Consider the following 22746-nt stretch of genomic DNA (forward strand, 5'->3'; position numbering starts at 1 on the left):
ATGTCCGAGTCCGCCACGACACAGGAGCACGCCTTGGGACACAACAGGCGCAGACGCCCGACCGGGGCGCGCCGCGCGACCTTCGGAGCATTCGCGCTGATACTGGGAGGCGGCGGACTGGTGGCCGTGAACGTGTTCGCCTCCGCGACCGAAGCCGGCGACACCGCTGTTCCCCTGGGCAGTTCCGGCGTGGCGGCCACCGTCGACTGCCCCGATCTGAGCGAGCGGCTGACGACGGTACCGGAGCAGGCGAGGCCGGACGTCGACACGGAACTCGCCCGGCTCGACGGGCAGATCGCCGCGGCGTACCGGCAACTCCAGGAAGCCGCCCGCACCGCGGACGACGGCAAGCTCGACGAGGGCGCCATCCTCGACCCGTTGAAGAAGGACCGGGCCGGGACGATCGAGCGCATCGCCGCCGCCATCGGAAAGGCCGGCGATCGCCCCGAAGGCCTGGACACCCTGGCGGAGTGCACACTGCGCCGCACCGAGGTCGCCGCGACGGACGCACCTGGCGGCAGCCCCGACCAGCGGCAACAGCAGCAGAACGGCAAGGGCGAAGACCCCGGAGACGACGGGAACGGCCAAAACGACGGGGAAGGCGGCGACGACGGAAAGGCCGGTGACGGGCAGCAGCCCGGCAACGGCGGACAGGCGGGCAACGGCCCCGTGGCCGCGGACTACGTCGACATCGACTCCGTCGAGCCGAACGTCGTGCAGGCACCCCGGCAGAAGAACGCCTCGACCGGCTCCTTCGCCACCAGTTGCGGTGTCAACGCCGAGGGACTGTTCAACTCGGACAACCTGATCGCCGCCCCCGGCGTCAGCAACGGGGCCCACCACTTCCACGACTACGTCGGCAACCAGGCCAACGACGCCTTCTCCAGCGACGAGGACCTGGCCGCCGCCGGCACGAGCTGCGCCGACCAGGGCGACAGGTCCTCGTACTACTGGCCCGTGCTCAGGCTCCAGAACGGCACCGTCGAACAGGACGCCGAGTCACCCGGCGGCGGCATCGAGGGCAACGCCGGCGAGATCGTCACGCCCGCGGAGGTGACACTGACGTTCGTGGGAAACGAGCGCGGTGAGGTCACGGAGATGCCGCGGCTGCTGCGCATCATCACCGGTGACGCGAAGGCGTTCGTCAACGGCAACACCAACGCGAACGCCTCCTGGAGCTGCACCGGCTTCGAGGACCGGCAGCTGAAGGACAAGTACCCGCTCTGTCCGTCCGGCAGTGACGTGGTGCGCACCTTCACCTTCCAGAGCTGCTGGGACGGCCGCAACATCGACAGCGCCAACCACCGCACCCACGTGGCCTTCGCCGCCGCCGACGGCAGCTGCCCCGAGGGATTCCGGGCCATCCCGCGGCTGGTCCAGCGTGTCCTGTACGACGTGGACGCGCCCAGCCTCCAGGACGGTGGCAGGACCGTTCCGCTGTTCGCCGTGGACTCCTTCCCCGAGCAGCTGCACAAGGCGGTCACGGACCACAGCGACTTCATCAACGTCTTCGACGAGGACCTGATGCGGGAGATGGCCGACTGCATCAACAGCGGCCGCGAGTGCGGTCCGGACACGCCCCCGGGATCGGAGCCCGGCCAGGGCGAGGACCCGCAGGAGCAGCCGGCCGGGGACCCCACGAAGGACCCGCAGGAGCAGCCGGCCGAGAACCCCACGGAGAACCCGCAGGATCAGCCCACCGAGAACCCTGACGCCTCCGAGCCCCCGGCCGAGCAGACCGCCACGGCCTCGGCACCCGCGGATTCCGGGCAGGACGGCCGGGGCGACGGAGCGGACGAGGGGAAGGGCGCGGGGAACGACGCCGGGCAGAACGACGGGAAGGGCGCGGGGAGCGACACCGGGCAGAGCGACGGGAAGGCGCCCGCGCCCCCGTCCCAGGAAAGGGACGGCGACGCCTCCCCGTACGCCGAGCCCAGGGCCGCCACGACGGCCGCCGGCGACACAGCCGACGACGTACCGGACGACGCGAGCGGCGCCGCGCCGGCGCCCGGGGCGACGCAGGGCACGGGCGGTGCCGGCGGCGCCGCGGCCGGGTCGGCGACCGAACCGCAGGTCACGCAGGGCGGCCTCGCGGAGACGGGCTCCGGCCTGGGCCTGTGGCCCGCGGCCGCCGGAGGCGTCCTCTTCGCCGGTGGCTGCGTGCTGCTGATCCGCTCCAGGCGGCGTTCACTGTGACACCGGCACCGGCATGACGCCGTCGTGACGACGGGCGGGCAGGGGCCCAAGCCCCCTGTCCGCCCGTCTTCACGACCGCATCGAACGCGCCATGGCCGGGCGGGAACTGGCGCATTTCAACTATTGCCATTCAGTTTGTCCGGGCGCAGCCTGTTCTCCGAAAGGCTTTGGGAGCGCTCCCAATGGCGCTTCCGGTGTTCGACCGTCCATCGCTGTCCCCCCACGCGAAAGAAGGGCGTCATGGCTTGTCATGATCTCAACAAGAGGATCCGGCGTGCGTCGACCGTGGCCCTCGGCACCGTGACCGCGGCACTGCTCACCATGATCCCCTGGAGCGGCACCGCCGTCGCCCACGGCTCGGTCGTCGACCCCGCCTCCCGGAACTACGGCTGCTGGCAGCGCTGGGGCGACGACTTCCAGAACCCCGCCATGGCGCAGGAAGACCCCATGTGCTGGCAGGCCTGGCAGGACAACCCCAACGCCATGTGGAACTGGAACGGCCTGTACCGCAACGGCTCCGCGGGCAACTTCGAGGCGGTCGTTCCCGACGGCCAACTGTGCAGCGGCGGCCGGGCCGAGGGCGGGCGCTACAACTCCCTGGACACCGTGGGTGCCTGGCAGACCACGGACGTCACCGACAACTTCACCGTCAAGCTGTACGACCAGGCCAGCCACGGCGCCGACTACTTCAAGGTCTACGTCAGCCGGCAGGGCTTCGATCCCGCCACGCAGTCCCTCGGCTGGGACGACCTCCAACTGGTCGCGACCACCGGCAGCTACGGCCCCAGCCAGAACTACGAGATCCCGGTGAGCACCTCGGGCCTGAGCGGCCGCCACGTCGTCTACACGATCTGGCAGGCCTCGCACATGGACCAGACGTACTTCCTGTGCAGCGACGTCGACTTCCGCTGATCCGCTGATCCGCTGATCCGCGCCACCCCGCCCCCGCCGGGCGCGCCGTGTCCGGCGGGGACACCGGTCGGTGTGACCGGCCCGCGAAGTACTCCGTGACCGTCCGGAGTGCGGTATACGTCCCCTCATGGACCCCATGGACTACTACTACGACCTCGGCACCCACGGTCGCCCGGTGACGACCTCGTCCTCCGAGGCCCAGCGGTGGTTCGACCGCGGGCTGGTGTGGACGTACGCCTTCCACCACGAGGAGGCCGTCGCCTGCTTCGAGGCCGCCGCCGCGGCCGACCCGGACTGCGCCATGGCCCACTGGGGCATCGCCTACGCCCTCGGCCCGAACTACAACAAGCCGTGGGAGGCCTTCGACGCCGTGGAGCTGACGCGAGCCGTAGACCGCACCCACGCCGCCGTCGAACTCGCCCACGAGAAGGCGGCCCGCTCCGCCACCCCGCTCGAACGCGGCCTGATCGGCGCCCTGCGAGCCCGATACCCGCAGGCGCGCGCCGTCGAGGACTGCTCGGTGTGGAACGAGCCGTACGCCGAGTGCATGCGGGCCGTCCACGATCTCGCCCCCGACGACCTGGACGTGACCACCCTCTACGCCGACGCGCTCATGAACCTGACGCCCTGGCAGCTCTGGGACCTGCGCACCGGTCTGCCGGCCGAGGGCGCCCGCACCCTGGAGGCGAAGGACGTCCTCGACCGGGCCCTGGCCACCGAGGGCGGACGCGAGCACCCCGGCGTCCTGCACCTGTACGTCCACCTGATGGAGATGTCCGCCATCCCCGAGGCGGCCCTCGACGTCGCCGACCGGCTTCGCGGCCTGGTCCCCGACGCCGGGCATCTCAACCACATGCCGTCCCACCTCGAAGTACTGTGCGGCGACTACCGGCGCGTCGTGTCGGACAACAGTGCCGCGATCGCCGCCGACGAGAAGTACCGCGCGCGGGCCGGGGCGATGAACTTCTACACCCTCTACCGCTCGCACAACTACCACTTCAAAATCTACGGCGCGATGTTCCTCGGCCAGTACGAGGTCGCTCTGGAGACCGCGGCGCAGCTGGAGGCGTCCGTCCCCGAGGAGTTGCTGCGCGTCGAAAGCCCGCCGATGGCCGACTGGCTGGAGGGTTTCGTGGCCATGCGGGTGCATGTCCTGATCCGGTTCGGCCGCTGGGCGGACATCCTCGGGCTGCCGCTGCCCGCCGACCCGCGCCTGTACTGCGTGACGACCGCGATGCTCCGCTACGCCCGCGGGGTCGCCCTCTCCGCCACCGGTAAGGTCGCCGAGGCGGAGGCCGAACGCGTCCGGTTCCGCGAGGCGGTCGCCCGGGTGCCGGAGACGCGCACGCTGTTCAACAACACCTGCGCCGACATCCTCGCCATCGCCTCCGCCATGCTCGACGGCGAACTGGAGTACCGCAAGGGCGACCGCGCCGCCGCCTTCGCCGCCCTGGAGCGGTCGATCGACCTGGACGACGGTCTCCCCTACGACGAACCGTGGGGCTGGATGCAGCCCACCCGGCACGCCTACGGTGCCCTGCTCCTGGAACAGGGCCGGGTCGCGGAGGCCGAAGCGGTCTACCGGGCCGACCTGGGCCTGGACGACACCCTGCCCCGCGCCCTGCAGCACCCCGGCAACGTCTGGGCCCTGCACGGATTCCACGAGTGCCTGGTGCGCCTGGGCAAGGAGGGGGAGGCGCGGATCGTGGCACAGCAACTGAAGCTCGCCACCGCCCTGGCGGACGTCCCGGTCGAGGCCTCCTGCTACTGCCGCCTCGACACCGCGCCGGCCACCGGCGACGGCGCGGGCGGCTGCTGCGCCACGGACCACTGACCGGTACCACGGGCGATGTCCGGCATGTTCCCGACGAACCGTCGCGGTCCGGGACGGCGCGGTGGTCGGTTTCGTGACGTACGCAGGGCGCCTGGGCGGCCGACGGGGCCGACGCGTCTATACGATGTCGGCTCGGACAGACATCGGACAGGCGTGGCACTGCGGCGGAAGGAGACGGGCCGTGAGCGATAACCGGCGTCCGCGGCGGCGCGGGCAGGGCGAGCTGGAGGCGCTGGTGCTGTCGGCGCTGCGCGAGGCGGACGGACCCGCGACGGCCGGCTGGGTGCAGGAGCGTCTGGGCGGCGACCTCGCCTACACCACGGTGATCACGATCCTGACCCGGCTGCTGGAGAAGGGCGCGGTCGGCCGCGAGCGCGCGGGCCGTTCCTTCGCCTGGACACCGGCCTCGGACCAGGCGGGCCTGGCCGCGCGGAAGATGCGCAAGGTCCTGGACGCCGAGAGCGACCGGGAAGCGGTACTGGCCAGCTTCGTCACCGGCCTCGCCCCGGACGACGAGCGGCTGCTGCGCGAACTGCTGGGGCACGCACCCGGCGCGGGGGACGGCTGACGCCGCATGGGGGTATTCGTCTTTCTGCCGCTGGTCCTGCCGTTGACGGCGTGGCCGATCGCCCGGCTGGCGGAACAGCATCTGCACCCGCGCACCGCGACCCGGCTGCTCACCGCCGTGGCCGCGGTGATGGCCCTGTGCAGCACGGTGTGCCTGGCCCTGGTGATGGTGGTCGGGACCGCGCAGCTGCCGGGCAACCCCCTGCCGGACGGCTGGTCCGACCCCGAGGTGCGGGCGGCGGTGCCGTACGACGAGGTCGTCGGCAAGGCGGCGATCCCCGCGCTGTGCGCGGTGGTCGTGGCCTCGGCGCGAGCCCTGTGGCGGCACGGCAGGGTGCGTCGCCGTGCCCACCGCGCGCTGGCCGGCCTGCCGGGCACCGCGGTGGCCGTACTGCCGGACGACGTGCCCTACGCGTACGCGCTGCCCGGCGGACGCCGGGACCGGGTGGTGGTGACCACGGCCCTGCTCGACTGCCTCGCACCGGCCGAGCGGCGCGCGCTGTTCGCCCACGAGCGGGCCCACCTGACCGGCCGGCACCATCGCTTCCTGCTGGCCGTCCGGCTCGCCGCCCTGGCCAACCCGTTCCTGCGGCCACTGCGTACCGCCGTGTCCTACACGGCGGAGCGGTGGGCGGACGAGGCGGCCGCGCGGGCGGTCGGCAGCCGCCGAGCGGTGGCGACCGCGATCGGCAAGGCGGCCCTCGTCTCCCGGGGCACCCCGGTCGCCACCCTCGCCGGCCTGGCGGCACCCGGTCCGGTACCACGCCGGGTGGCGGCCCTGCTGGGCCCCGCTCCCGCCGTCCGCACCTGGCCCTCGGTCTTCACCTCGGTGGGCCTGGCGGCATGGGCCGCGGCCGCCGGAACCGCCGTGTCGGCGATGTCGTCCGCGAACGCCGCCGTCACGATGTTCCTCATCCTCCGCGCCGCGACGCCCCTCTGAGCGTCCTCAACGACAAGGCGATGCTCACCGACATCCTGACCTGCCACGTCGTGGGCCGGAAGCTCGCTCCCGGGCACGTCGTGGGCCGGAAGCTCGCTCCCGGGTACCTGGAGAACGGCTCCTTCGAGACGCTGCAGAAGTCCAAGCTGACCACGTCCGGCTCGGACGAGTCCCACACGGTCGACGACCCGGCCAAGGTCGTCTGCGGCAACGTGCAGACCGCCAACGCCAACGTGTACATCATCGACACCGTCCTGATGCCCAGGAGCTGACGGGTGGGCGGGTGGCGCCGGGGGCGGTCAGGCAGTCGGCCGCCCCCGGCCCGTCGGCATGGCCGGGAACGACCGCCGACCGAGAACGACCGCCGACAGAGAACGACCGCATTGCTTGAGTAACGCAAGCGACGGCTAAAATGGCGCGCATGCCCAAGCCGCCGTCCGCCCCTGCGGCCCCGGCCGACCCGTACGCGCGCGAGTCCCGCGGTGGGGAGTCCGCACGCCGTGCGGGCGTGCCGTACGTCCTGCTCACCGTCGGTGACGACCGCACCGCGGAGCTGCTGCGGAGCACGCTGCGGCTGGCGGGCTACCGGGTCGTCCTGGCGCGGGGTGGTGCCCAGGCCATGGCCCGGCTGACCGAGCGGTGCTTCGACCTGGTCGTCCTCGACGTGACGCTGCCGGACCTGCACCGGCTCGGGGGCCGGACCGGCAGCCTCGCCGCGCCCGTCCGACCGCCGGTGCTCCTGCTCGCCGGCGGTGAATTCCTCGGCAGCATGCGGTCCGGCGCCGGGGACGGGCCGGTGCAGACGGCGGAGATCCTCGCCACCGCCGAGCGGCTGGTCCGGGCGGCCGAGCCGGCCGGACCGGCCCTCGCCCTGCGCTACGACGACCTGGTCCTGGACGAGGCGTCCTGCCGGGCGCGGCGCGGACGGCGCCCCATCGCGCTCACCCCCAGCGAGTACCGGCTGCTGCGCTGCCTCCTCCAGCACGCGGAACGGGTGCTGTCCAAGGAGCAGCTCGGCCGTCACGTCTGGTCCGACCTGCCGACCTCCGGCGCCGTGGAACGGCTCGTCTCGCGGCTGCGCCGCAAGGTCGACGAGGAGGGAGACACGCTGATCCACACCCGCCGGGGATTCGGCTACTGGCTGGGGCGGCCCGCCCGTCTCTGACCGTCCCCGACTCTGTGACGTGCACCACGTGCGGTCGTCGACGGCCGACTGTCAGGGAGTTGTCCGACTGGTTCGCTTGACTGTGCCCGACCGGCACCGCCCGCAGAGAGGAACCAGGACGCGCATGTCCGCCCCCCACACCTCACCCCTCACTCCCGGCCCCCACGAGCTGGGTTTCGACCCGGAGGCCCTGCGCGCCAAATACCGCGCGGAGCGCGACCGCCGGGTCCGCCCGGACGGCAACTCCCAGTACCGGCGGCCCACCGGCGCCTTCGACTCCTTCGACACCGACCCCCACGCAGACCCGAGTACACCAGGCCGCCCCTGACCGACCGCGTCGAGGCACTCGTCATCGGTGGCGGCTTCGGCGGTCTGCTCGCCGGGGCGCGGCTGCGGCAGGCCGGCGTGGCCTCGATCCGGGTGATCGAGCAGGGCGGCGACTTCGGTGGCACCTGGTACTGGAACCGCTACCCGGGCATCCACTGCGACATCGAGTCGTACGTCTATCTGCCCCTGCTGGAGGAGATCGGCTACGTCCCCAAGTGGAAGTACGCGCCGGGGGAGGAGATCCGCCGGCACGCGCAGGCGATAGCACGGCACTTCGGCCTCTACGACGACGCCTGCTTCCAGACCCGGGCCACCGGCCTGCACTGGAACGAGAGCGAGGCGGAGTGGACCGTCACCACCGACCGGGGCGACCGGATCAGGGCCCGCTGGGTGGTGGTCGCCAGCGGCACCCTCAGCCAGGCCAAACTGCCCGGCATTCCCGGCATCGAGACCTTCAAGGGGCATGTCTTCCACACCAGCCGCTGGGACTACGACTACACCGGCGGTGACGCGAGCGGCGGCCTGCGCGGCCTCGCGGACAAGCGCGTCGCCCTCGTCGGCACCGGCGCCACGGCCGTCCAGGCGGTCCCGCACCTCGGAGCCGACGCCCAGCACCTGTACGTGTTCCAGCGCACCCCCTCCTCGGTCGACGTCCGGGACAACGGCCCCACCGATCCCGAGTGGGCGAAGTCCCTGGAACCGGGCTGGCAGCGGCGCCGCCGGGACAACTTCCTGCAGACCGTCACCGGCGTCGGGACGGACGAGGACATGGTCGGTGACGCCTGGACCAGTACCGCCCGCCTCCAGCAGAAGCTGATCCCGACCGACGGCTACGCGGACCTCGCACCCGAGGAACGCGAGCTCGCCTACGAGCTCGCCGACTTCCAGAAGATGAACGAACTGCGGGACCGCGTGGACGCCGTCGTCCGGGACCCGGCGACGGCCGCGAAGCTCAAGCCCTGGTACCGCTACATGTGCAAGCGGCCCACCTTCAGCGACCACTACCTCCAGACCTTCAACCGCCCCAACGTCACCCTCGTCGACACCGCCGACAGCCACGGCGTGGAGCGGATCACCGAGCACGCCGTCGTGACCGGGGGAGAGGAGTACGAGGTCGACTGCGTGATCTTCTCCACCGGATTCGAGACCGGGATCTCCGGCGTCCTGTCCGGCAGGCTCCCCGTGTACGGCAGGGGAGGCGTGCCACTGCTGGAGGCCTGGCAGAGCGGCCCGAAGACGCTCCACGGCTTCTACAGCCACGGCTTCCCCAACTTCTTCCAGCTCGGACCGCTGCAGAACGCCAGCGCGGTCAACTACGTCCACATCCTCGACGAACAGGCCACCCACGTCGCCGAGATCGTCGCGCGGGCCCGGGATCGGCGCGCCCGGTACGTCGAACCGACCGCCGAGGCCCAGGACGCCTGGGTCGCCACCATCCGCGAGAAAGCGGCCGACCTGTACGCCTTCCAGGCCGAGTGCACCCCCGGCTACTACAACAACGAGGGCAGGCCCCGGGAGCACAGCCAGGCGTACGGCGACGGCCCGGTCGCCTTCCACGAACTCCTCCGCCGCTGGCGCGCGGACGGCGGCATGGCCGAGGTCATCGTCGAGGGCGGGCAGCCGTGACGGCCGCGCCCAGCCGCTTCGACCCGACCGGCGACCACCGCGTCACCAGCCCGTGCCGACGGGTGAGCCGCCTCAACCGGCCCAACCGGCTCTGGGGTTCCAACGGTGTCGCGTTCGGCCCCGACGGCCGGCTGTACGTCGCCCAGTTCCTCGCCGGGCAGATCAGCGCCGTCGACCCCGAGACCGGCGACGTCGACGTGGTCGTACCGATGGACGGCCCGATCCAGTCGCCGGACGACCTCGCCTTCGGCGCGGACGGTTCGATGTACGTCGCCGACCTGGTGCCCGGCCGGGTGTGGCGCCGCGACCCCGCAGGTGAGTACAGCCTCGTCTCCGCGGCCGTGACCAACCCCAACGGCATCACCTGCGTCGGCGACCGTCTCTTCGTCAACGAGATGAAGCCCGACGGCCGCCTGCTGGAACTCTTCCCGGACGGCGGCGACCCGGTCGTGCTCACCGGCGGACTCGCCCTCGGCAACGCCATGCAGCTCGGCCCGGACGGCCACCTGTACTACCCGCACATGATCACGGGGCAGGTCTGGCGCATCCCGCCCGACGGCGGCGTGCCCGAGGTGGTCGCCGAGAACGTGCACGAACCGGTCGCCGTCCGTTTCGACCAGGGCGGCGTCCTCCACGTCCTCTCCCGGGGCGTGGAGGGCATCGTGACCCGCGTCGACCTGCACGGCACCGGCTCCCGCACCCTCGTCACCAGCGGACTGACCGGTCTGGACAACGCCGCGTTCGACGCGGACAACCGCATGTTCGTCTCCAGCTACGCCAGCGGCGGCGTCACCGAGCTGCACCCCGACGGCCGGACCCGCGACATCGTGCCGCGCGGCCTCGACGGACCGTACGGCGTCACGATCGACCTGGGCGGCACGGTGCACGCGGCCGACCACTACCGGGTGGCGAGCCCGGGACCGCCCGGCGAAGGCACCGGCGGTGACGTGACGACCCTCACCCTGCTCACCTTCGCTCACGGCATCGCCGCCGACGGCGACCTGCTGCACCTCACCTCGCAGTACGGCACGGTCGTCACGTACGATCCCGCGCGCCGCGGTTCCCGGACCCGGGCGACCGGGCTCGACCGGCCCCTCGGCATCGCGGTCGGACCGGACGGCTCCCTCGTCGTCGCGGAGGCGGGGGCAGGCCGGGTCGTGGCCATCGGCTCCGGGGACGCGGTCACCGTGCTGGCGGAAGGGCTCGGCCACCCGGTCGACGTGGCGTTCGACGACGCGGGCCGCTGTTACGTGAGCGACGAACGCGCCGGATCGGTGCTCCGCGTCCACCACGGCGACGGCGACGGTGGCGAAGGCCGGACGACGACCCTCGCGGACGGGCTGGGCGCACCACAGGGCCTGGCAGCCTTCGGCGACGACCTGTTCACGGTGGAGACCACTCGCCGCACGCTCCGGGCGATCTCGCTCACCACCGGAGAGACCCGGGTCGAGGCGGAGCACCTCCCCGTCGGGCCGCCCCCGGGCGTCGTCCCCCGCACCGAGCCCGCGCTGTTCGCGGGCGGCATGCCGGGCCTGGCGCCCCGCTTCGCCGGACTCGCCGCAGCCCCGGACGGCTCGCTCCTGCTGTCGGCCAACGGGGAGGGCACGGTCCTGCACCTGTCTCGGTCACCGGCCGACGCCTGACGTGCGGCGGGCGCGTCAGCGTCCCGTCAGCATCCCCGCGCAGGCCGTCGGCGTCCCGTCAGGGAGTGCCCGGACGAGGGAGCGGGCGGCATACCGTGCGGCGCGAGCGCCGGCCCGCCTCCTCGTGTCCGGGGCCTTCGGCCCGCTCCGGCCCCGCGCCGGGCCGGTCAGTCCATCAGCCCGGCGGCGAGCGTGGCCCCCAGTTCCCAGCAGGCCTCCAGATCGGCCTTGCCGGGCCCGCCGGCCACGCTCACCACCGGCGCCGCGCGCTGCCAGGCGAGGCCCGTCGTGACCGACTCGACGGCGCGCACCGCGCCGGTGGTGTCGCTGCCGCCGTGCACGTAGTAGCCGAAGGGCCGGCCCCGGGTCTGGTCCAGGCAGGGGTAGTAGACCTGGTCGAAGAAGTGCTTCAGCGCCCCGGACATGTAGCCGAGGTTCGCCGGGGTGCCCAGCAGGTATCCGTCGGCCTCCAGCACGTCGACGGCGGTGGCCGCCAGCGCCGCGCGCCGGACCACCCGCACCCCCTCGATCTCCGGCGCGGTCGCCCCGGACACGACGGCTTCCAGCATCGCCTGGCAGTTCGGCGACGGCGTGTGATGCACGATGAGCAAAGTGGCCACACCCCGAAGCCTGCCGTCCGGCACCCACCGGCCGCAAGAAACACCACCGGGCCGGCGTGGAGCGGCGGCCGGCGGCGTCCGACGGGTACCCGGCCGGACGGAATGCCGGCCGGCCCCTCCAGGCGGCCCGGGCGAGTGGGGAGGGTCCGCGAGGGCCCGGGGCCGGGGGTACAGTCGGCTCGCCGCTCAGCCCGTGCCGGACCGGGCGCCGCGGCCCGAGGTTTCCTCATCGTGATCCGGCCAGGGAATGGCATGACCAGTACGCAGGAATCGCCCGGACTGACCCCGCCGGCCCCGAAGGCGTCGGGGGCGGCCGCCGCCACTGCCTCGGCCGACGCCCGCGTCACGCGGATACGGCGGCGTCTGGAGCGGCTGATCGGGATCGCGGCGACCGAGGGCAACGCGCTCACCGTCCTGCGCAACGGGGACGAGATCTTCGCCGCGATGCTGGCCGGTATCCGCCGTGCCGAGCACACGGTGGACATGATGACGTTCGTGTACTGGAAGGGCGACATAGCCCGCCGCTTCGCCGAGGCCCTCGCGGAGCGGGCCCGTGCCGGGGTGCGGGTCCGGCTGCTGCTGGACGGGTTCGGCAGCAGGCTGATCGAGGCCGAGCAGCTGCGGACGATGGAGCGGGCCGGGGTGCAGGTGGCGTGGTTCCGCAAGCCGCTGTACCTGTCGCCGCTCAAGCAGAACCACCGCTGTCACCGCAAGGTCCTCGTCGTCGACGAGGAGACCGCCTTCACCGGCGGGGTGGGGATCGCCCAGGAGTGGTGCGGTGACGCGCGCAATCCGCACGAGTGGCGTGACACCCACGTCGAGGTCCGCGGCCCCGCGGTGGACGGCGTCGCCGCGGCCTTCGCGCAGAACTGGGCGGAGTGCCACGACGAACTCTTCGACGACCGGGACCGGTTCGTCACGCACCCGCGCCAGGGCGACGCGATCGTCCAGGTGGTGCGCGGTTCGGCGAGCTTCGGCTGGCAGGACATGCAGACCCTGATCCGCGTGATGCTGGAGTCGGCCGAGGAACGCTTCCGCCTGGCCACCGCCTACTTCTCACCGGACGAGTACTTCGTCGAGCTGCTGTGCGCCGCCGCTCGCCGCGGGGTCGAGGTGGAGATCGTGCTGCCCGGGCCGCACACCGACAAACGGGTCTGCCAGTTGGCCGGGCAGCACTACTACGAGGACCTCACCGCGTGCGGGGTGAAGATCTACCAGTACCAGCCGACGATGATGCACGCCAAAGTCATCACCGTCGACCGCGTCGCCGCCCTGATCGGCTCGACCAACTTCAACCGCCGCTCTCTCGACCACGACGAGGAGGTCATGCTGGCCGTGCTGAACCCGGAGTTCACCGCGACACTGGACGAGCACTTCGAGGCGGACATCGAGGCCAGCACCCTGATCAGGGCGGGCCGGTGGAAGAGACGCTCCGCCGTCCAGCGGGTGCGCGAGGTCGCCGTCCGGCCCGTCCGCCGGTTCCTGTGAGCCGGGCTACGGCCGCCCGATCGGCCGGTTCAGCTCGTGCCCGTGGAGCCCACGCCGAAGGAGATCCAGACGTCCGGGGGCAGGTCCGGGCGATGGGGTACCGGCCTGCGCTCCTCGGCCCAGGCCTCGCCCGCGATCTCGGCGGCGACGCGGCGCCAGAAGCGAACCGCGGCCTGGTTGGCGTCCTGGAAGGCGACTTCCCACTGCCCCGGGTGCCTGGCCACGATCTCCTGGACGGCCCGCAGGCCGATCCCTCTCCTGCGCCCCCCCGCGGACGACGAAGAAGCTGTTCAGCACACGGACCCGGCCGGTCAGGTTGCGCACGAACGCGAAACCGGCGGGGCGGTTCCCGCTCGTCAGCAGGTACGGCGCCCAGTCGGCGTCGGTGAAGGCCGTCCGGAGCCGGTCGGCGCGGAAGGTTCCGTCCGGGCCCGGCAGCTGGCCATCCGTCTCCGACATGTCATGGCGGAACATCAGCCACAACCGCTCCACTGTCGGACGGTCGGCAGCGGTCGCGGGGCGCACAACGACTGACATGGGACTCCTTCTCGGGGACTGATCGACCGGCCCTCCAGGGCATGAAGACAGCCTCCCCCGCGGATACGGGTCCGAGCCCGGGAAGGCGCCAGCGCCCGGGTCTCCCTCACGTCCCGGACCATGGCCTGACCCAGTCGAACGCAACCCGGAAACGGATCCTCATCCCGTCATGACCCACACCTGGAACACACGCGCCGAGACCGGCGCCGACGTCCCCGTCATCCGTGACATCGTCCGCACCGCCTTCCCCACGCCGGAAGAGGCCGTCCTCGTCGACGCCCTGCGCGCCGACCCCGAGGCCTGGATCGACGGACTGTCCCTCGTCGCGGTGGACGACGACGACCGCCCCGTGGGCCACGCCCTGCTGACCCGCTGCCACATCGGGGACAGCCCGGCGCTCTGCCTGGCACCCGTCGCCGTCCGGCCCGATCGGCAGAATGGCGGCGCCGGCGCTGCGGCCGTCCGGGCGGCGCTCGCCGCGGCCGGGCGTATGGGCGAGCGCCATGTCGTCGTCCTCGGACACCCCGAGTACTACCCGCGGTTCGGCTTCGGCCGGGCCTCCGCCCACGGCATCGGCCTGACCATCGACGTCCCGGACGAGGCCCTCATGGCCCTCACCCTGGACGCCGCCCACCCGCTGCCCGCCGGCACCGTCCGCTACGCGGCACCGTTCGGCATCTGACGGCAGCGGTCGCCACGCCGCAGGCAGCGGCCGCTACGCCGCCTTCGACCAGCAGCCGACCTACGAGGCGGGGAGCGCCTGGCCGCCTCGATCGCGGTGGCCCGCGGCCGAGGCGGGCCGCATACCTCGACGGGGCCGCCCACCGGGGTCGGTGAGCGGCCCCGTCGGGGGGTGCGGGTATGCCCGCCGGCGGTCAGCCGACCGGCGCCGCCGGGCCCTTGCCGGCCGGAACGGCGGCCGCTTCTCCGGACTCCTCGGCGAGGCGCTCCATGCCGCTGGTGGTCTTGAGCGGCTTCTCCTTCAGGAACACGACGGCGACCAGCGCCAGCAGCGCGAACGGCGTGGCGACGAGGAACAGGTCGGCCGTGGCGACACCGTAGGCGTGCTCGACGATGGACCGCATCGGTGCGGGCAGCGTGGACATGTCCGGGACGCTGCCCTCGCCCGAGCCCTCACCGCCGGGAACGGTGATGCCCGCGTTGCTGAGCCCCTTGGTCATCTCACTGGCGACCCGGTTGGCGAGGATCGCGCCGAGGACGCTGACGCCGATGGTGCCGCCCATGCTGCGGAAGAAGGACAGTACGGACGTCGCGGCGCCCAGGTCGGCGGCGGGCACGTCGTTCTGCGCGGCCAGCACCAGATTCTGCATCAGCATGCCGACGCCGACGCCGAGGATCGCCATGTACAGGCTGAGCAGACCGAAGTGCGTCTTCGCGTCGATCGTGGCGAGCAGCGCGAGGCCGACGGCCATCAGGGCCGCGCCCGCCACCAGGTACCGCTTCCACTTGCCGGTCCGGCTGATCACCTGCCCGGCGACGGTGGACGACACCAGCAGGCCGAGGATCATGGGCAGGCTCATCAGGCCCGCGACGGTCGGCGACTTGCCCAGGGAGACCTGGAAGTACTGCGAGAGGAAGACGGTCCCGCCGAACATGGCGACGCCGACCAGGAGGCTGGCGACGGTGGTCAGCGTGACCGTGCGATTGCGGAAGATGTCGAGCGGGATGACCGGCTCGGGGGTACGGCCTTCGACGAAGACCGCGGCGACCAGCAGCAGCACGCCACCGCCGGCGAGCGCACCGGTCTGCCAGGACGCCCAGTCGAACTCGTTGCCGGCCAGCGACACCCAGATGAGCAGCGCGCAGACGCCGGCGACGATCAGGAAGGCGCCGAGCCAGTCGATGCGCACCTTGCGAGACACGGTGGGCAGCCGCAGCGTGCGCTGCAGCAGCGCGATGGCGAGCAGCGCGAACGGCACGCCGATGAAGAAGCACCAGCGCCAGCCCAGCCACGAGGTGTCCACCAGGACACCGCCGATCAGCGGACCGGCCACGGTGCCCACGGCGAAGACGGCACCGAAGATGCCGGCGTACTTGCCCAGTTGGCGGGGCGGGATGACGGAGGCCATCACGACCTGCGCGAGGGCGGTCAGACCACCCGCGCCGATGCCCTGCACGACCCGGCTGAAGATCAGCAGTCCGACACCGTGGGAGAAGCCGGCCAGCAGCGAGCCGACCACGAACATGGCCAGTGAGAGCTGCAGCAGGAGCTTCTTGTTGAAGAGGTCGGACAGCTTGCCCCACAGGGGCACCGTCGCGGTCATCGCCAGCAGTTCGGAGGTGACGACCCAGGTGTAGGAGGACTGGCTGGCGCCCAGGTCGGCGATGATCGTGGGCAGCGCGTTGGAGACGACGGTGCCGGCCAGGATGGCGACGAACATACCGGCCATCAGGCCGGACATGGCCTGGAGTATCTGCCGTGGGGTCATGGAGGTGGGAGGCGCGTCGGCGGGCGCCTGGGATGCGGTCACAGCATCTCTTTCGGTGGTGGTCTGATGGGTCGCGCGAGCCCGGCGCGGAGGCTACGCGGGAGGTGCCGGGAGGCCGGCGGCGAGGAGGGCGAACACCTCGTGGAACACGTCGAGGAAGGCGGCGTCCTCCTGATGGGCGGACCAGTGGTCCATGCTGGTCCGCACCGCGGCGTTCGCCACCGAGGCCAGCAGCCGCGGGTAGAGGCCCGGCGCCGCGCGCCGTTCCTCGCCGCCTCCGGTCCCGGAACCGGGCCGATCGCCGCCCCCGGCGCCGCGGAGGCGTTCGGCGATGGCTTCCGCCAGGTCCGCCTCGGCCGCCACGTGCGCCCCGACGCCGCGTGCCAGGAGGTGCGGTGAGGCATGCAGCACCTCGGCGTGCAGCCGCCACAGCTCGTGGTGCTGCTCCGCCTCGGCCAGCTCGGCCGCCATGGCTTCGCGCAGGGCTTCCAGCGGGGAGAGACCGGCCGGTGCGTCGAGTACGGCGTGCCGCAGGCGTACCCCCGCGTCGACGTCGATGACGACGAAGGCGTCGTCGCGGGTGTCGAAGTAGTTGAAGAAGGTTCGCACCGACACACCGGCCGCGGAGCTGATCGCCTCGACGGTGACCTTCTCCGCTCCGTGTTCGGCGGCGAGGCGTACCGCGGCCTCGGTGAGGGCGGCGCGCGTGGCCCGCTTCTTCCGCTCCCGCAGCCCGCCTCCCGCGGCACTCTTCTCCGACATAAGTTGCATGGTATGCAAAGATGCACGGCATGCAAAATTCGGGTTCTCGGCCCTCCAGTCGCGCCGGCGTCTCCTCGAACGGGACGGCGTCCCCCGTGGGCCGGTTGGGCGGCAGCCTGGCCAGCACGGCGGCCATGCCGCAGGTGTTGGTCGCGCCCGAGAAGACCAGGCCCGCGCCGATGGCGCCGAGCCAGTGCCCGGGACGCCGGACGCGACCCGCCAGGAAGCCGGCGGCGACGAGCGACCCGGCGGCGAGGCGCACCTGCCGGTCCATGGGCCACGGCGTGCGGGCCCCGGCCGGACGCTCGGCCGGGTGGCCGGCCGCCGCCCACGCGCCGGTGCCGCCCTGGAGGGTGGCGGCCTCGACGCCACGCGCGGCCAGGCGCGCGCAGCCCTTGGCGGACCGGGCCCCGGAGGCGCACACGAGCAGCAGCGGCCCGCGCGCGGCGGCCGCCGTCAGGGCCCCGCGGCCTCGTCGAGCCGCTCCAGCGGAACGTTGTGCGCGCCTGGGAGGTGGCCGCCGGCGTACTCACCGGGGGAGCGGACGGTCGACGGCGGTGAACCCGCCGAGGCGGTCCACTGCCAGGCCGGTACTCCACCGTGACAAAGGTACTCGGGGGGTATTGGGGCGACGGAGGCATGGGCTCCGCACGCGTACACAACTTCTGCGTGCGTCAGGGAAGTTGGGGTAAACGACGCAGCAGTGCGGTCGGCACCGGGGTCGGCGCCGGTGCCGGCCGCACTGCTCGTGTCACACACCGCCTCCCGGTACGGAGGCCCGGCCCCCGTTCGGGAACCGACGTGATCCGAACGGCCCTGTCGGGTACCCGACCGGTCTGCGCAGGGTTGGGATGTGCACGGGACACCAGTGCCCACCCGGCCCGACCGCTGTCCCGACACGGAAAGGACCACCGATGTCCGCCGACACGCAGCAGGCGCCCTCCGGGCTCACGGACGAGGAGCTCGCCGGTCTGGACGCCCACTGGCGCGCCGCGAATTACCTCTCCGTCGGCCAGATCTATCTGATGGCCAATCCCCTGCTGACCGAGCCACTGCGCCCCGAGCACGTCAAGCCCCGGCTGCTCGGCCACTGGGGCACCTCACCCGGTCTCAACCTGGTCCACACCCACCTCAACCGGGTGATCAAGGCCCGGGACCTCGACGCCCTGTGCGTCTGGGGTCCCGGCCACGGCGGGCCCGCCGTCCTGGCCAACTCGTGGCTGGAGGGCTCGTACACCGAGACCTACCCGGACATCACCCGGGACGCGAGCGGAATGGGCCGGCTGTTCAAGCAGTTCTCGTTCCCCGGCGGCGTGCCGAGCCATGTCGCACCCGAGACGCCGGGCTCCATCCACGAGGGCGGCGAGCTCGGCTACTCGCTCTCGCACGCCTACGGCGCCGCTTTCGACCACCCCGGCCTGGTGGTCGCCTGCGTGATCGGCGACGGCGAGGCGGAGACCGGCCCGCTGGCGACGTCCTGGCACTCCGACAAGTTCCTCGACCCGGTCAACGACGGCGCCGTCCTGCCGATCCTGCACCTCAACGGCTACAAGATCGCCAACCCGACGGTGCTCGCCCGCCTCCCCGAGGCCGAACTCGACGAACTCCTGCGCGGCTACGGCCACGACCCGATCCACGTCACCGGCGACGAACCGGCCGCCGTCCACCGCACGATGGCCCACGCCATGGACACCGCCCTGGACCGCATCGCCGCCATCCAGCGCGCCGCCCGCCAGGACGGCGCCGGCGACCGCCCCCGCTGGCCGGTGATCGTACTGCGCACCCCCAAGGGCTGGACCGGCCCGGCCGAGGTCGACGGCCTGCCCGTGGAGAACACCTGGCGCGCCCACCAGGTGCCCCTGTCCGCCGTACGGACCAATCCGGAGCACCTCGCGCAGCTGGAGCAGTGGCTGCGCTCCTACCGGCCCGAGGAGCTGTTCGACGACGCCGGGGCACCGCGGCCCGCGGTCCTCGCCACCGTCCCGCAGGGGGCACGCCGACTGGGCGCCACCCCCTTCGCCAACGGCGGGCTCCTGCTGCGCGAGCTGCCCCTGCCGCCACTGGAGAAGTACGCCGTCCCCGTCGACGAACCCGGCGCGAGCACGCACGAACCCACCCGGGTCCTGGGCGACCTGCTGGCGGACGTCATGGCCGCCACCGCAGACCGGCGCGACTTCCGCCTCGTCGGCCCCGACGAGACCGCCTCCAACCGCCTCCAGGCCGTCTACACCGCCAGCGGCAAGACATGGCAGGAACGGACGCTGCCCGTCGACGAGGACCTCGACCGGCACGGCCGCGTGATGGAGATCCTCTCCGAACACACCTGCCAGGGCTGGCTGGAGGGCTACCTCCTCACCGGCCGGCACGGACTCTTCTCCTGCTACGAGGCGTTCGTCCACATCGTCGACTCGATGGTCAACCAGCACGTCAAGTGGCTGCGCGTGACCCGCCGCCTGCCCTGGCGCGCCCCCATCGCCTCCCTCAACTACCTGCTCACCTCCCATGTGTGGCGCCAGGACCACAACGGCTTCTCCCACCAGGACCCCGGCTTCGTCGACCACATCCTCAACAAGAGCCCCGAGGCCGTGCGGGTCTACCTGCCGCCGGACGCCAACACCCTGCTCTCCGTCGCCGACCACGCCCTGCGCAGCCGCGACTACGTCAACGTGATCGTCGCCGGCAAGCAGCCCTGCTTCGACTGGCTGTCCATGGAACAGGCGAAGGTGCACTGCGCCCGGGGCGCCGGCATCTGGGACTGGGCCGGTACCGAGGACGGCAGCCGTGACCCCGACGTGGTGCTCGCCTGCGCGGGCGACGTCCCGACCCAGGAGGTACTGGCCGCCGCCCAGCTGATCCGCCGCCACCTGCCCGACCTCGCCGTACGGGTGGTCAACGTCGTCGACATCGCCCGGCTGCTGCCCAGCGGGGAACACCCGCACGGCATGAGCGACTTCGAGTACGACGGCCTGTTCACCGCCGACAAGCCGGTCATCTTCGCCTACCACGGCTACCCCTGGCTGATCCACCGGCTCGCCTACCGGCGCACCGGCCACGCACATCTGCACGTGCGCGGCTACAAGGAGGTCGGGACCACGACCACGCCCTTCGACATGGTCGTCGGCAACGACATGGACCGCTACCGCCTGGTCATGGACGTCATCGACCGCGTACCCGGCCTCGCCGTGCGCGCGGCGGCCGTACGGCAGCGCATGGAGGACGCCAGGCTGCGCCACCACGACTGGATCCGCGAACACGGAGTGGACCTGCCCGAGGTCGCCGACTGGTCCTGGGCGGGCTCCCGGTGACGGCGACGCCCACGACCTGGGACTACGTCCACTACGACCCCGCCGAGGAGCGGCTGCGCGAGTCGCTGTGCACACTCGGCAACGGCTACTTCGCCACCCGGGGCGCGCTGCCCGAGTGCGTCGCGGACGACGTGCACTACCCGGGCACCTACGTGGCCGGCTGCTACAACCGGCTCACCTCCCACGTCGCCGGACGCGACGTGGAGAATGAGGACGTGGTCAACCTTCCGAACTGGCTGCCGCTGCGCTTCCGGGTCGCCGGAGGGGACTGGCTCACGCCGGACACCGCCGACGTACTCGACCACCGCCAGACCGTGCATCTGGACTCGGGCATGCTGGAGCGCCGCACCCGCTTCGCGCTCGGCGGGGGACGTGTGCTGTCCGTGCGCCAGCTGCGCCTGGTGCACATGGCGGATCCCCATCTCGCCGCGATGCGCACGGAGTTCACGGTCGACGCGGGCACGGCGGACCTCGAGGTGGAGGCGGCCCTCGACGGCGGCGTCACCAACTCCGGGGTTCCGCGCTACCGGGACCTGGAGGGCCGCCACCTGACCCACGTGCACACCGGCAGCGCCGATGACGGCACGGTCTGGCTGCGCTGCCGCACCCGCACCTCGGACATCCGGGTCGGCCTGGCGGCCCGCGCGACGGCCGACGCGCCGGTCACCCCGGCGCGGGAACACCTGCGGGTCACCCAGCGCACGACCCTGCGGGCGACACCGGGCCGCACCGTCACCGTCGACAAGGTCGTGGCCCTGCACACCTCACGCGACCCGGCGATCAGCGATCCGCTGCAGGCCGCCGTGGACCGGGTGGCCGACGCCCCCGGCTTCGACGAACTGCTGGTGTCGCACCGGACGGCCTGGGGCCAGTTGTGGCGCCGCGCCGAACTCGACGTACCCGGCGAGGCGGGCAGCATCCTGCGGCTGCACCTCTTCCACGTGCTGCAGACCCTCTCCCCGCACACCGCCGACCTCGACGTGGGTGTACCGGCCCGCGGACTGCACGGGGAGGCGTACCGGGGACATGTCTTCTGGGACGAGCTGTTCGTCCTGCCCTACCTCAACCTGCACTTCCCCGAGGTGTCACGGGCCCTGCTCCACTACCGGCACCGCCGCCTGGAACGGGCCCGTGCCGCGGCCCGCGCGATCGGCAGGCGCGGCGCGCTGTACCCGTGGCAGAGCGGCAGCGACGGACGCGAGGAGACCCAGCAGCTCCACCTCAACCCGCACTCGGGCCGCTGGCTGCCGGACCACTCGCACCTCCAGCACCATGTGGGGTCGGCGATCGCCTACAACGTGTGGCAATACTGCGAGGCGAGCGGCGACGAGGAGTTCCTGCACACCAAGGGTGCCGAGATGCTGCTGCAGATCGCGCGCTTCTGGGCGGACTCCGCCACCTGGGACGAGCACCTGGGGAGGCACCGCATCAGGGGCGTCGTCGGCCCCGACGAGTACCACGAGGCCTACCCCGGCGCCGTACGACCGGGCCTCGACGACAACGCGTACACCAACGTCACCGCCGCCTGGGTCCTGTCCCGCACCCTGGAGGTCCTGGCGGACCTGCCCGAACCCCGCCGCCGGGAACTCGTCGAGCGCACCGCCCTGCACGACGGCGAACTGGAACAGTGGGAGGACGTCTCCCGCACCCTGCACGTGCCCTTCCACGAGGGCGTCGTCAGCCAGTTCGACGGGTACGGCGACCTCGCCGAACTCGACTGGGAGGGCCTGCGCCGGCGCCACGGCGACATCCGGCGCCTCGACCGCGTCCTGGAGGCCGAGGACGACAGCGTCAACAACTACCAGGCGTCCAAGCAGGCCGACGTACTGATGCTGGGCTACCTCTTCTCACCGGCCGAACTCCGCTCGCTCTTCGAGCGGCTGGGGTACCGCCTGGGCGAGTCGGCCTGGCAGCGCACCGTCGACTACTACCTGGCCCGCACCAGCCACGGCTCCACCCTCAGCGGGCTCGTCCACGGATGGCTTCTGGCCCGGGCCCGCCGCGCCGAGGCCTGGACGTTCTGCCAGGAGGCCCTCAAGGGCGACGTCGCCGACCTCCAGGGCGGCACCACCGGCGAGGGCATTCACCTCGGCGCCATGGCCGGCACCCTCGACCTGGTCCAGCGCGGTCTGACCGGACTGGAGACCCGTGCGGGCGCCCTGTGGCTGGACCCGGTGCCGCTGCCGGAGCTGTCGTCGTACGGGTTCTCCATCCGCTACCAGGGCCACTGGGGCGTACGGCTCCGGCTGGAGCACGGCAGCCTGGAGATCGCCGTGCCGGCGTCCGGCAGCCTGCCGTTCGACGTCCGGCTGCCGGACCGCGCGGTGCGCCTCCAGCCGGGCGACACCTGCCGCCTCGCGCTCCCGGACTGACC

Annotated in this window: 14 protein-coding genes and 4 pseudogenes; 13 read left to right on the plus strand and 5 right to left on the minus strand. The window is 72.4% G+C overall.

What is annotated here, in order from left to right; translation table 11 throughout:
- From ACIQ1J_RS09225 to ACIQ1J_RS09265, 9 genes and pseudogenes are all read left to right on the plus strand, one after another.
- Positions 1 to 2196, plus strand: a complete 2196-nt coding sequence (locus ACIQ1J_RS09225; RefSeq protein ID WP_403555495.1) for a DUF1996 domain-containing protein — start codon at positions 1 to 3, stop codon at positions 2194 to 2196.
- A gap of 240 nt (positions 2197 to 2436) precedes the next feature.
- The gene (locus tag ACIQ1J_RS09230) at positions 2437 to 3108 is read left to right on the plus strand and encodes a lytic polysaccharide monooxygenase (RefSeq protein ID WP_403555497.1); all 672 of its coding nucleotides are present in this window, start codon (positions 2437 to 2439) and stop codon (positions 3106 to 3108) included.
- A gap of 127 nt (positions 3109 to 3235) precedes the next feature.
- Entirely contained in the window at positions 3236 to 4942 is a 1707-nt protein-coding gene (locus tag ACIQ1J_RS09235; RefSeq protein ID WP_403555499.1) for a hypothetical protein, read from the plus strand.
- Positions 4943 to 5123: 181 nt separating this feature from the next.
- Positions 5124 to 5510, plus strand: coding sequence for a BlaI/MecI/CopY family transcriptional regulator (locus ACIQ1J_RS09240; protein WP_210958311.1), 387 nt, complete (start codon positions 5124 to 5126; stop codon positions 5508 to 5510).
- Between the two features lie 6 nt (positions 5511 to 5516).
- Complete coding sequence (locus ACIQ1J_RS09245) at positions 5517 to 6449, plus strand: M56 family metallopeptidase (protein WP_210958312.1); 933 nt, start codon at positions 5517 to 5519, stop codon at positions 6447 to 6449.
- 2 nt (positions 6450 to 6451) lie between these two features.
- A pseudogene (locus tag ACIQ1J_RS09250) lies at positions 6452 to 6721 on the plus strand (fasciclin domain-containing protein); the annotation flags it as partial.
- A 149-nt stretch (positions 6722 to 6870) separates the two neighbouring features.
- Positions 6871 to 7614: a response regulator transcription factor gene (locus tag ACIQ1J_RS09255; RefSeq protein ID WP_403555502.1), complete on the plus strand. Its 744-nt coding sequence runs from the start codon at positions 6871 to 6873 to the stop codon at positions 7612 to 7614.
- A 124-nt stretch (positions 7615 to 7738) separates the two neighbouring features.
- Positions 7739 to 9567, plus strand: a pseudogene (locus tag ACIQ1J_RS09260) (flavin-containing monooxygenase).
- Positions 9564 to 11210: a hypothetical protein gene (locus ACIQ1J_RS09265; protein WP_403555504.1), complete on the plus strand. Its 1647-nt coding sequence runs from the start codon at positions 9564 to 9566 to the stop codon at positions 11208 to 11210. Before ACIQ1J_RS09260 ends, ACIQ1J_RS09265 begins: the two are co-directional and overlap by 4 nt.
- Before the next feature lie 167 nt (positions 11211 to 11377).
- Here the strand turns inward: ACIQ1J_RS09265 and ACIQ1J_RS09270 are convergent, their stop codons facing one another.
- Positions 11378 to 11830, minus strand: coding sequence for a flavodoxin family protein (locus tag ACIQ1J_RS09270; protein ID WP_121745389.1), 453 nt, complete (start codon positions 11828 to 11830; stop codon positions 11378 to 11380).
- A gap of 252 nt (positions 11831 to 12082) precedes the next feature.
- On the opposite strand from ACIQ1J_RS09270, the gene ACIQ1J_RS09275 reads away from it, so the two are divergent.
- On the plus strand, positions 12083 to 13318 hold the full coding sequence (locus tag ACIQ1J_RS09275) for a phosphatidylserine/phosphatidylglycerophosphate/cardiolipin synthase family protein (protein WP_403555506.1): 1236 nt from the start codon (positions 12083 to 12085) through the stop codon (positions 13316 to 13318).
- Between the two features lie 50 nt (positions 13319 to 13368).
- On the opposite strand, the pseudogene ACIQ1J_RS09280 reads toward ACIQ1J_RS09275, so the two are convergent.
- Positions 13369 to 13855, minus strand: a pseudogene (locus ACIQ1J_RS09280) (GNAT family N-acetyltransferase); the annotation flags it as partial.
- A gap of 169 nt (positions 13856 to 14024) precedes the next feature.
- On the opposite strand from ACIQ1J_RS09280, the gene ACIQ1J_RS09285 reads away from it, so the two are divergent.
- The gene (locus ACIQ1J_RS09285) at positions 14025 to 14537 is read left to right on the plus strand and encodes a GNAT family N-acetyltransferase (protein WP_403555508.1); all 513 of its coding nucleotides are present in this window, start codon (positions 14025 to 14027) and stop codon (positions 14535 to 14537) included.
- Positions 14538 to 14730: 193 nt separating this feature from the next.
- On the opposite strand, the gene ACIQ1J_RS09290 is transcribed toward ACIQ1J_RS09285, so the two are convergent.
- The 3 genes and pseudogenes from ACIQ1J_RS09290 to ACIQ1J_RS09300 form a co-directional block, all read right to left on the minus strand.
- Positions 14731 to 16305 (minus strand): MDR family MFS transporter, encoded by a 1575-nt coding sequence (locus tag ACIQ1J_RS09290; RefSeq protein ID WP_403555819.1) that lies wholly within the window; start codon positions 16303 to 16305, stop codon positions 14731 to 14733.
- Between the two features lie 93 nt (positions 16306 to 16398).
- A complete protein-coding gene (locus ACIQ1J_RS09295) occupies positions 16399 to 17076 on the minus strand; it encodes a TetR family transcriptional regulator (RefSeq protein WP_403555510.1) in 678 nt (225 codons plus the stop codon).
- Positions 17077 to 17116: 40 nt separating this feature from the next.
- Positions 17117 to 17653 (minus strand): annotated as a pseudogene (locus tag ACIQ1J_RS09300) (rhodanese-like domain-containing protein); the annotation flags it as partial.
- Positions 17654 to 17981: 328 nt separating this feature from the next.
- Here ACIQ1J_RS09300 and ACIQ1J_RS09305 point away from each other — a divergent pair.
- The gene (locus ACIQ1J_RS09305) at positions 17982 to 20372 is read left to right on the plus strand and encodes a phosphoketolase (RefSeq protein ID WP_403555512.1); all 2391 of its coding nucleotides are present in this window, start codon (positions 17982 to 17984) and stop codon (positions 20370 to 20372) included.
- Positions 20369 to 22744, plus strand: coding sequence for a glycoside hydrolase family 65 protein (locus ACIQ1J_RS09310; RefSeq protein ID WP_403555514.1), 2376 nt, complete (start codon positions 20369 to 20371; stop codon positions 22742 to 22744). Before ACIQ1J_RS09305 ends, ACIQ1J_RS09310 begins: the two co-directional genes overlap by 4 nt.
- The last annotated feature ends 2 nt before the right edge of the window (positions 22745 to 22746 follow it).

It is taken from the genome of Streptomyces sp. NPDC097107 (assembly GCF_044762405.1).
Lineage (GTDB): Bacteria > Actinomycetota > Actinomycetes > Streptomycetales > Streptomycetaceae > Streptomyces > Streptomyces thinghirensis.

Coding starts and splice junctions, on each gene's coding strand:
- ACIQ1J_RS09225 (WP_403555495.1), top strand. CDS start 1: ATGTCCGAGTCCGCCACGACACAGGAGCACGCCTTGGGACACAACAGG.
- ACIQ1J_RS09230 (WP_403555497.1), top strand. CDS start 2,437: ATGGCTTGTCATGATCTCAACAAGAGGATCCGGCGTGCGTCGACCGTG.
- ACIQ1J_RS09235 (WP_403555499.1), top strand. CDS start 3,236: ATGGACCCCATGGACTACTACTACGACCTCGGCACCCACGGTCGCCCG.
- ACIQ1J_RS09245 (WP_210958312.1), top strand. CDS start 5,517: ATGGGGGTATTCGTCTTTCTGCCGCTGGTCCTGCCGTTGACGGCGTGG.
- ACIQ1J_RS09255 (WP_403555502.1), top strand. CDS start 6,871: ATGCCCAAGCCGCCGTCCGCCCCTGCGGCCCCGGCCGACCCGTACGCG.
- ACIQ1J_RS09275 (WP_403555506.1), top strand. CDS start 12,083: ATGACCAGTACGCAGGAATCGCCCGGACTGACCCCGCCGGCCCCGAAG.
- ACIQ1J_RS09285 (WP_403555508.1), top strand. CDS start 14,025: ATGACCCACACCTGGAACACACGCGCCGAGACCGGCGCCGACGTCCCC.
- ACIQ1J_RS09290 (WP_403555819.1), bottom strand. CDS start 16,305: ATGACCCCACGGCAGATACTCCAGGCCATGTCCGGCCTGATGGCCGGT.
- ACIQ1J_RS09295 (WP_403555510.1), bottom strand. CDS start 17,076: ATGCAACTTATGTCGGAGAAGAGTGCCGCGGGAGGCGGGCTGCGGGAG.
- ACIQ1J_RS09305 (WP_403555512.1), top strand. CDS start 17,982: ATGTCCGCCGACACGCAGCAGGCGCCCTCCGGGCTCACGGACGAGGAG.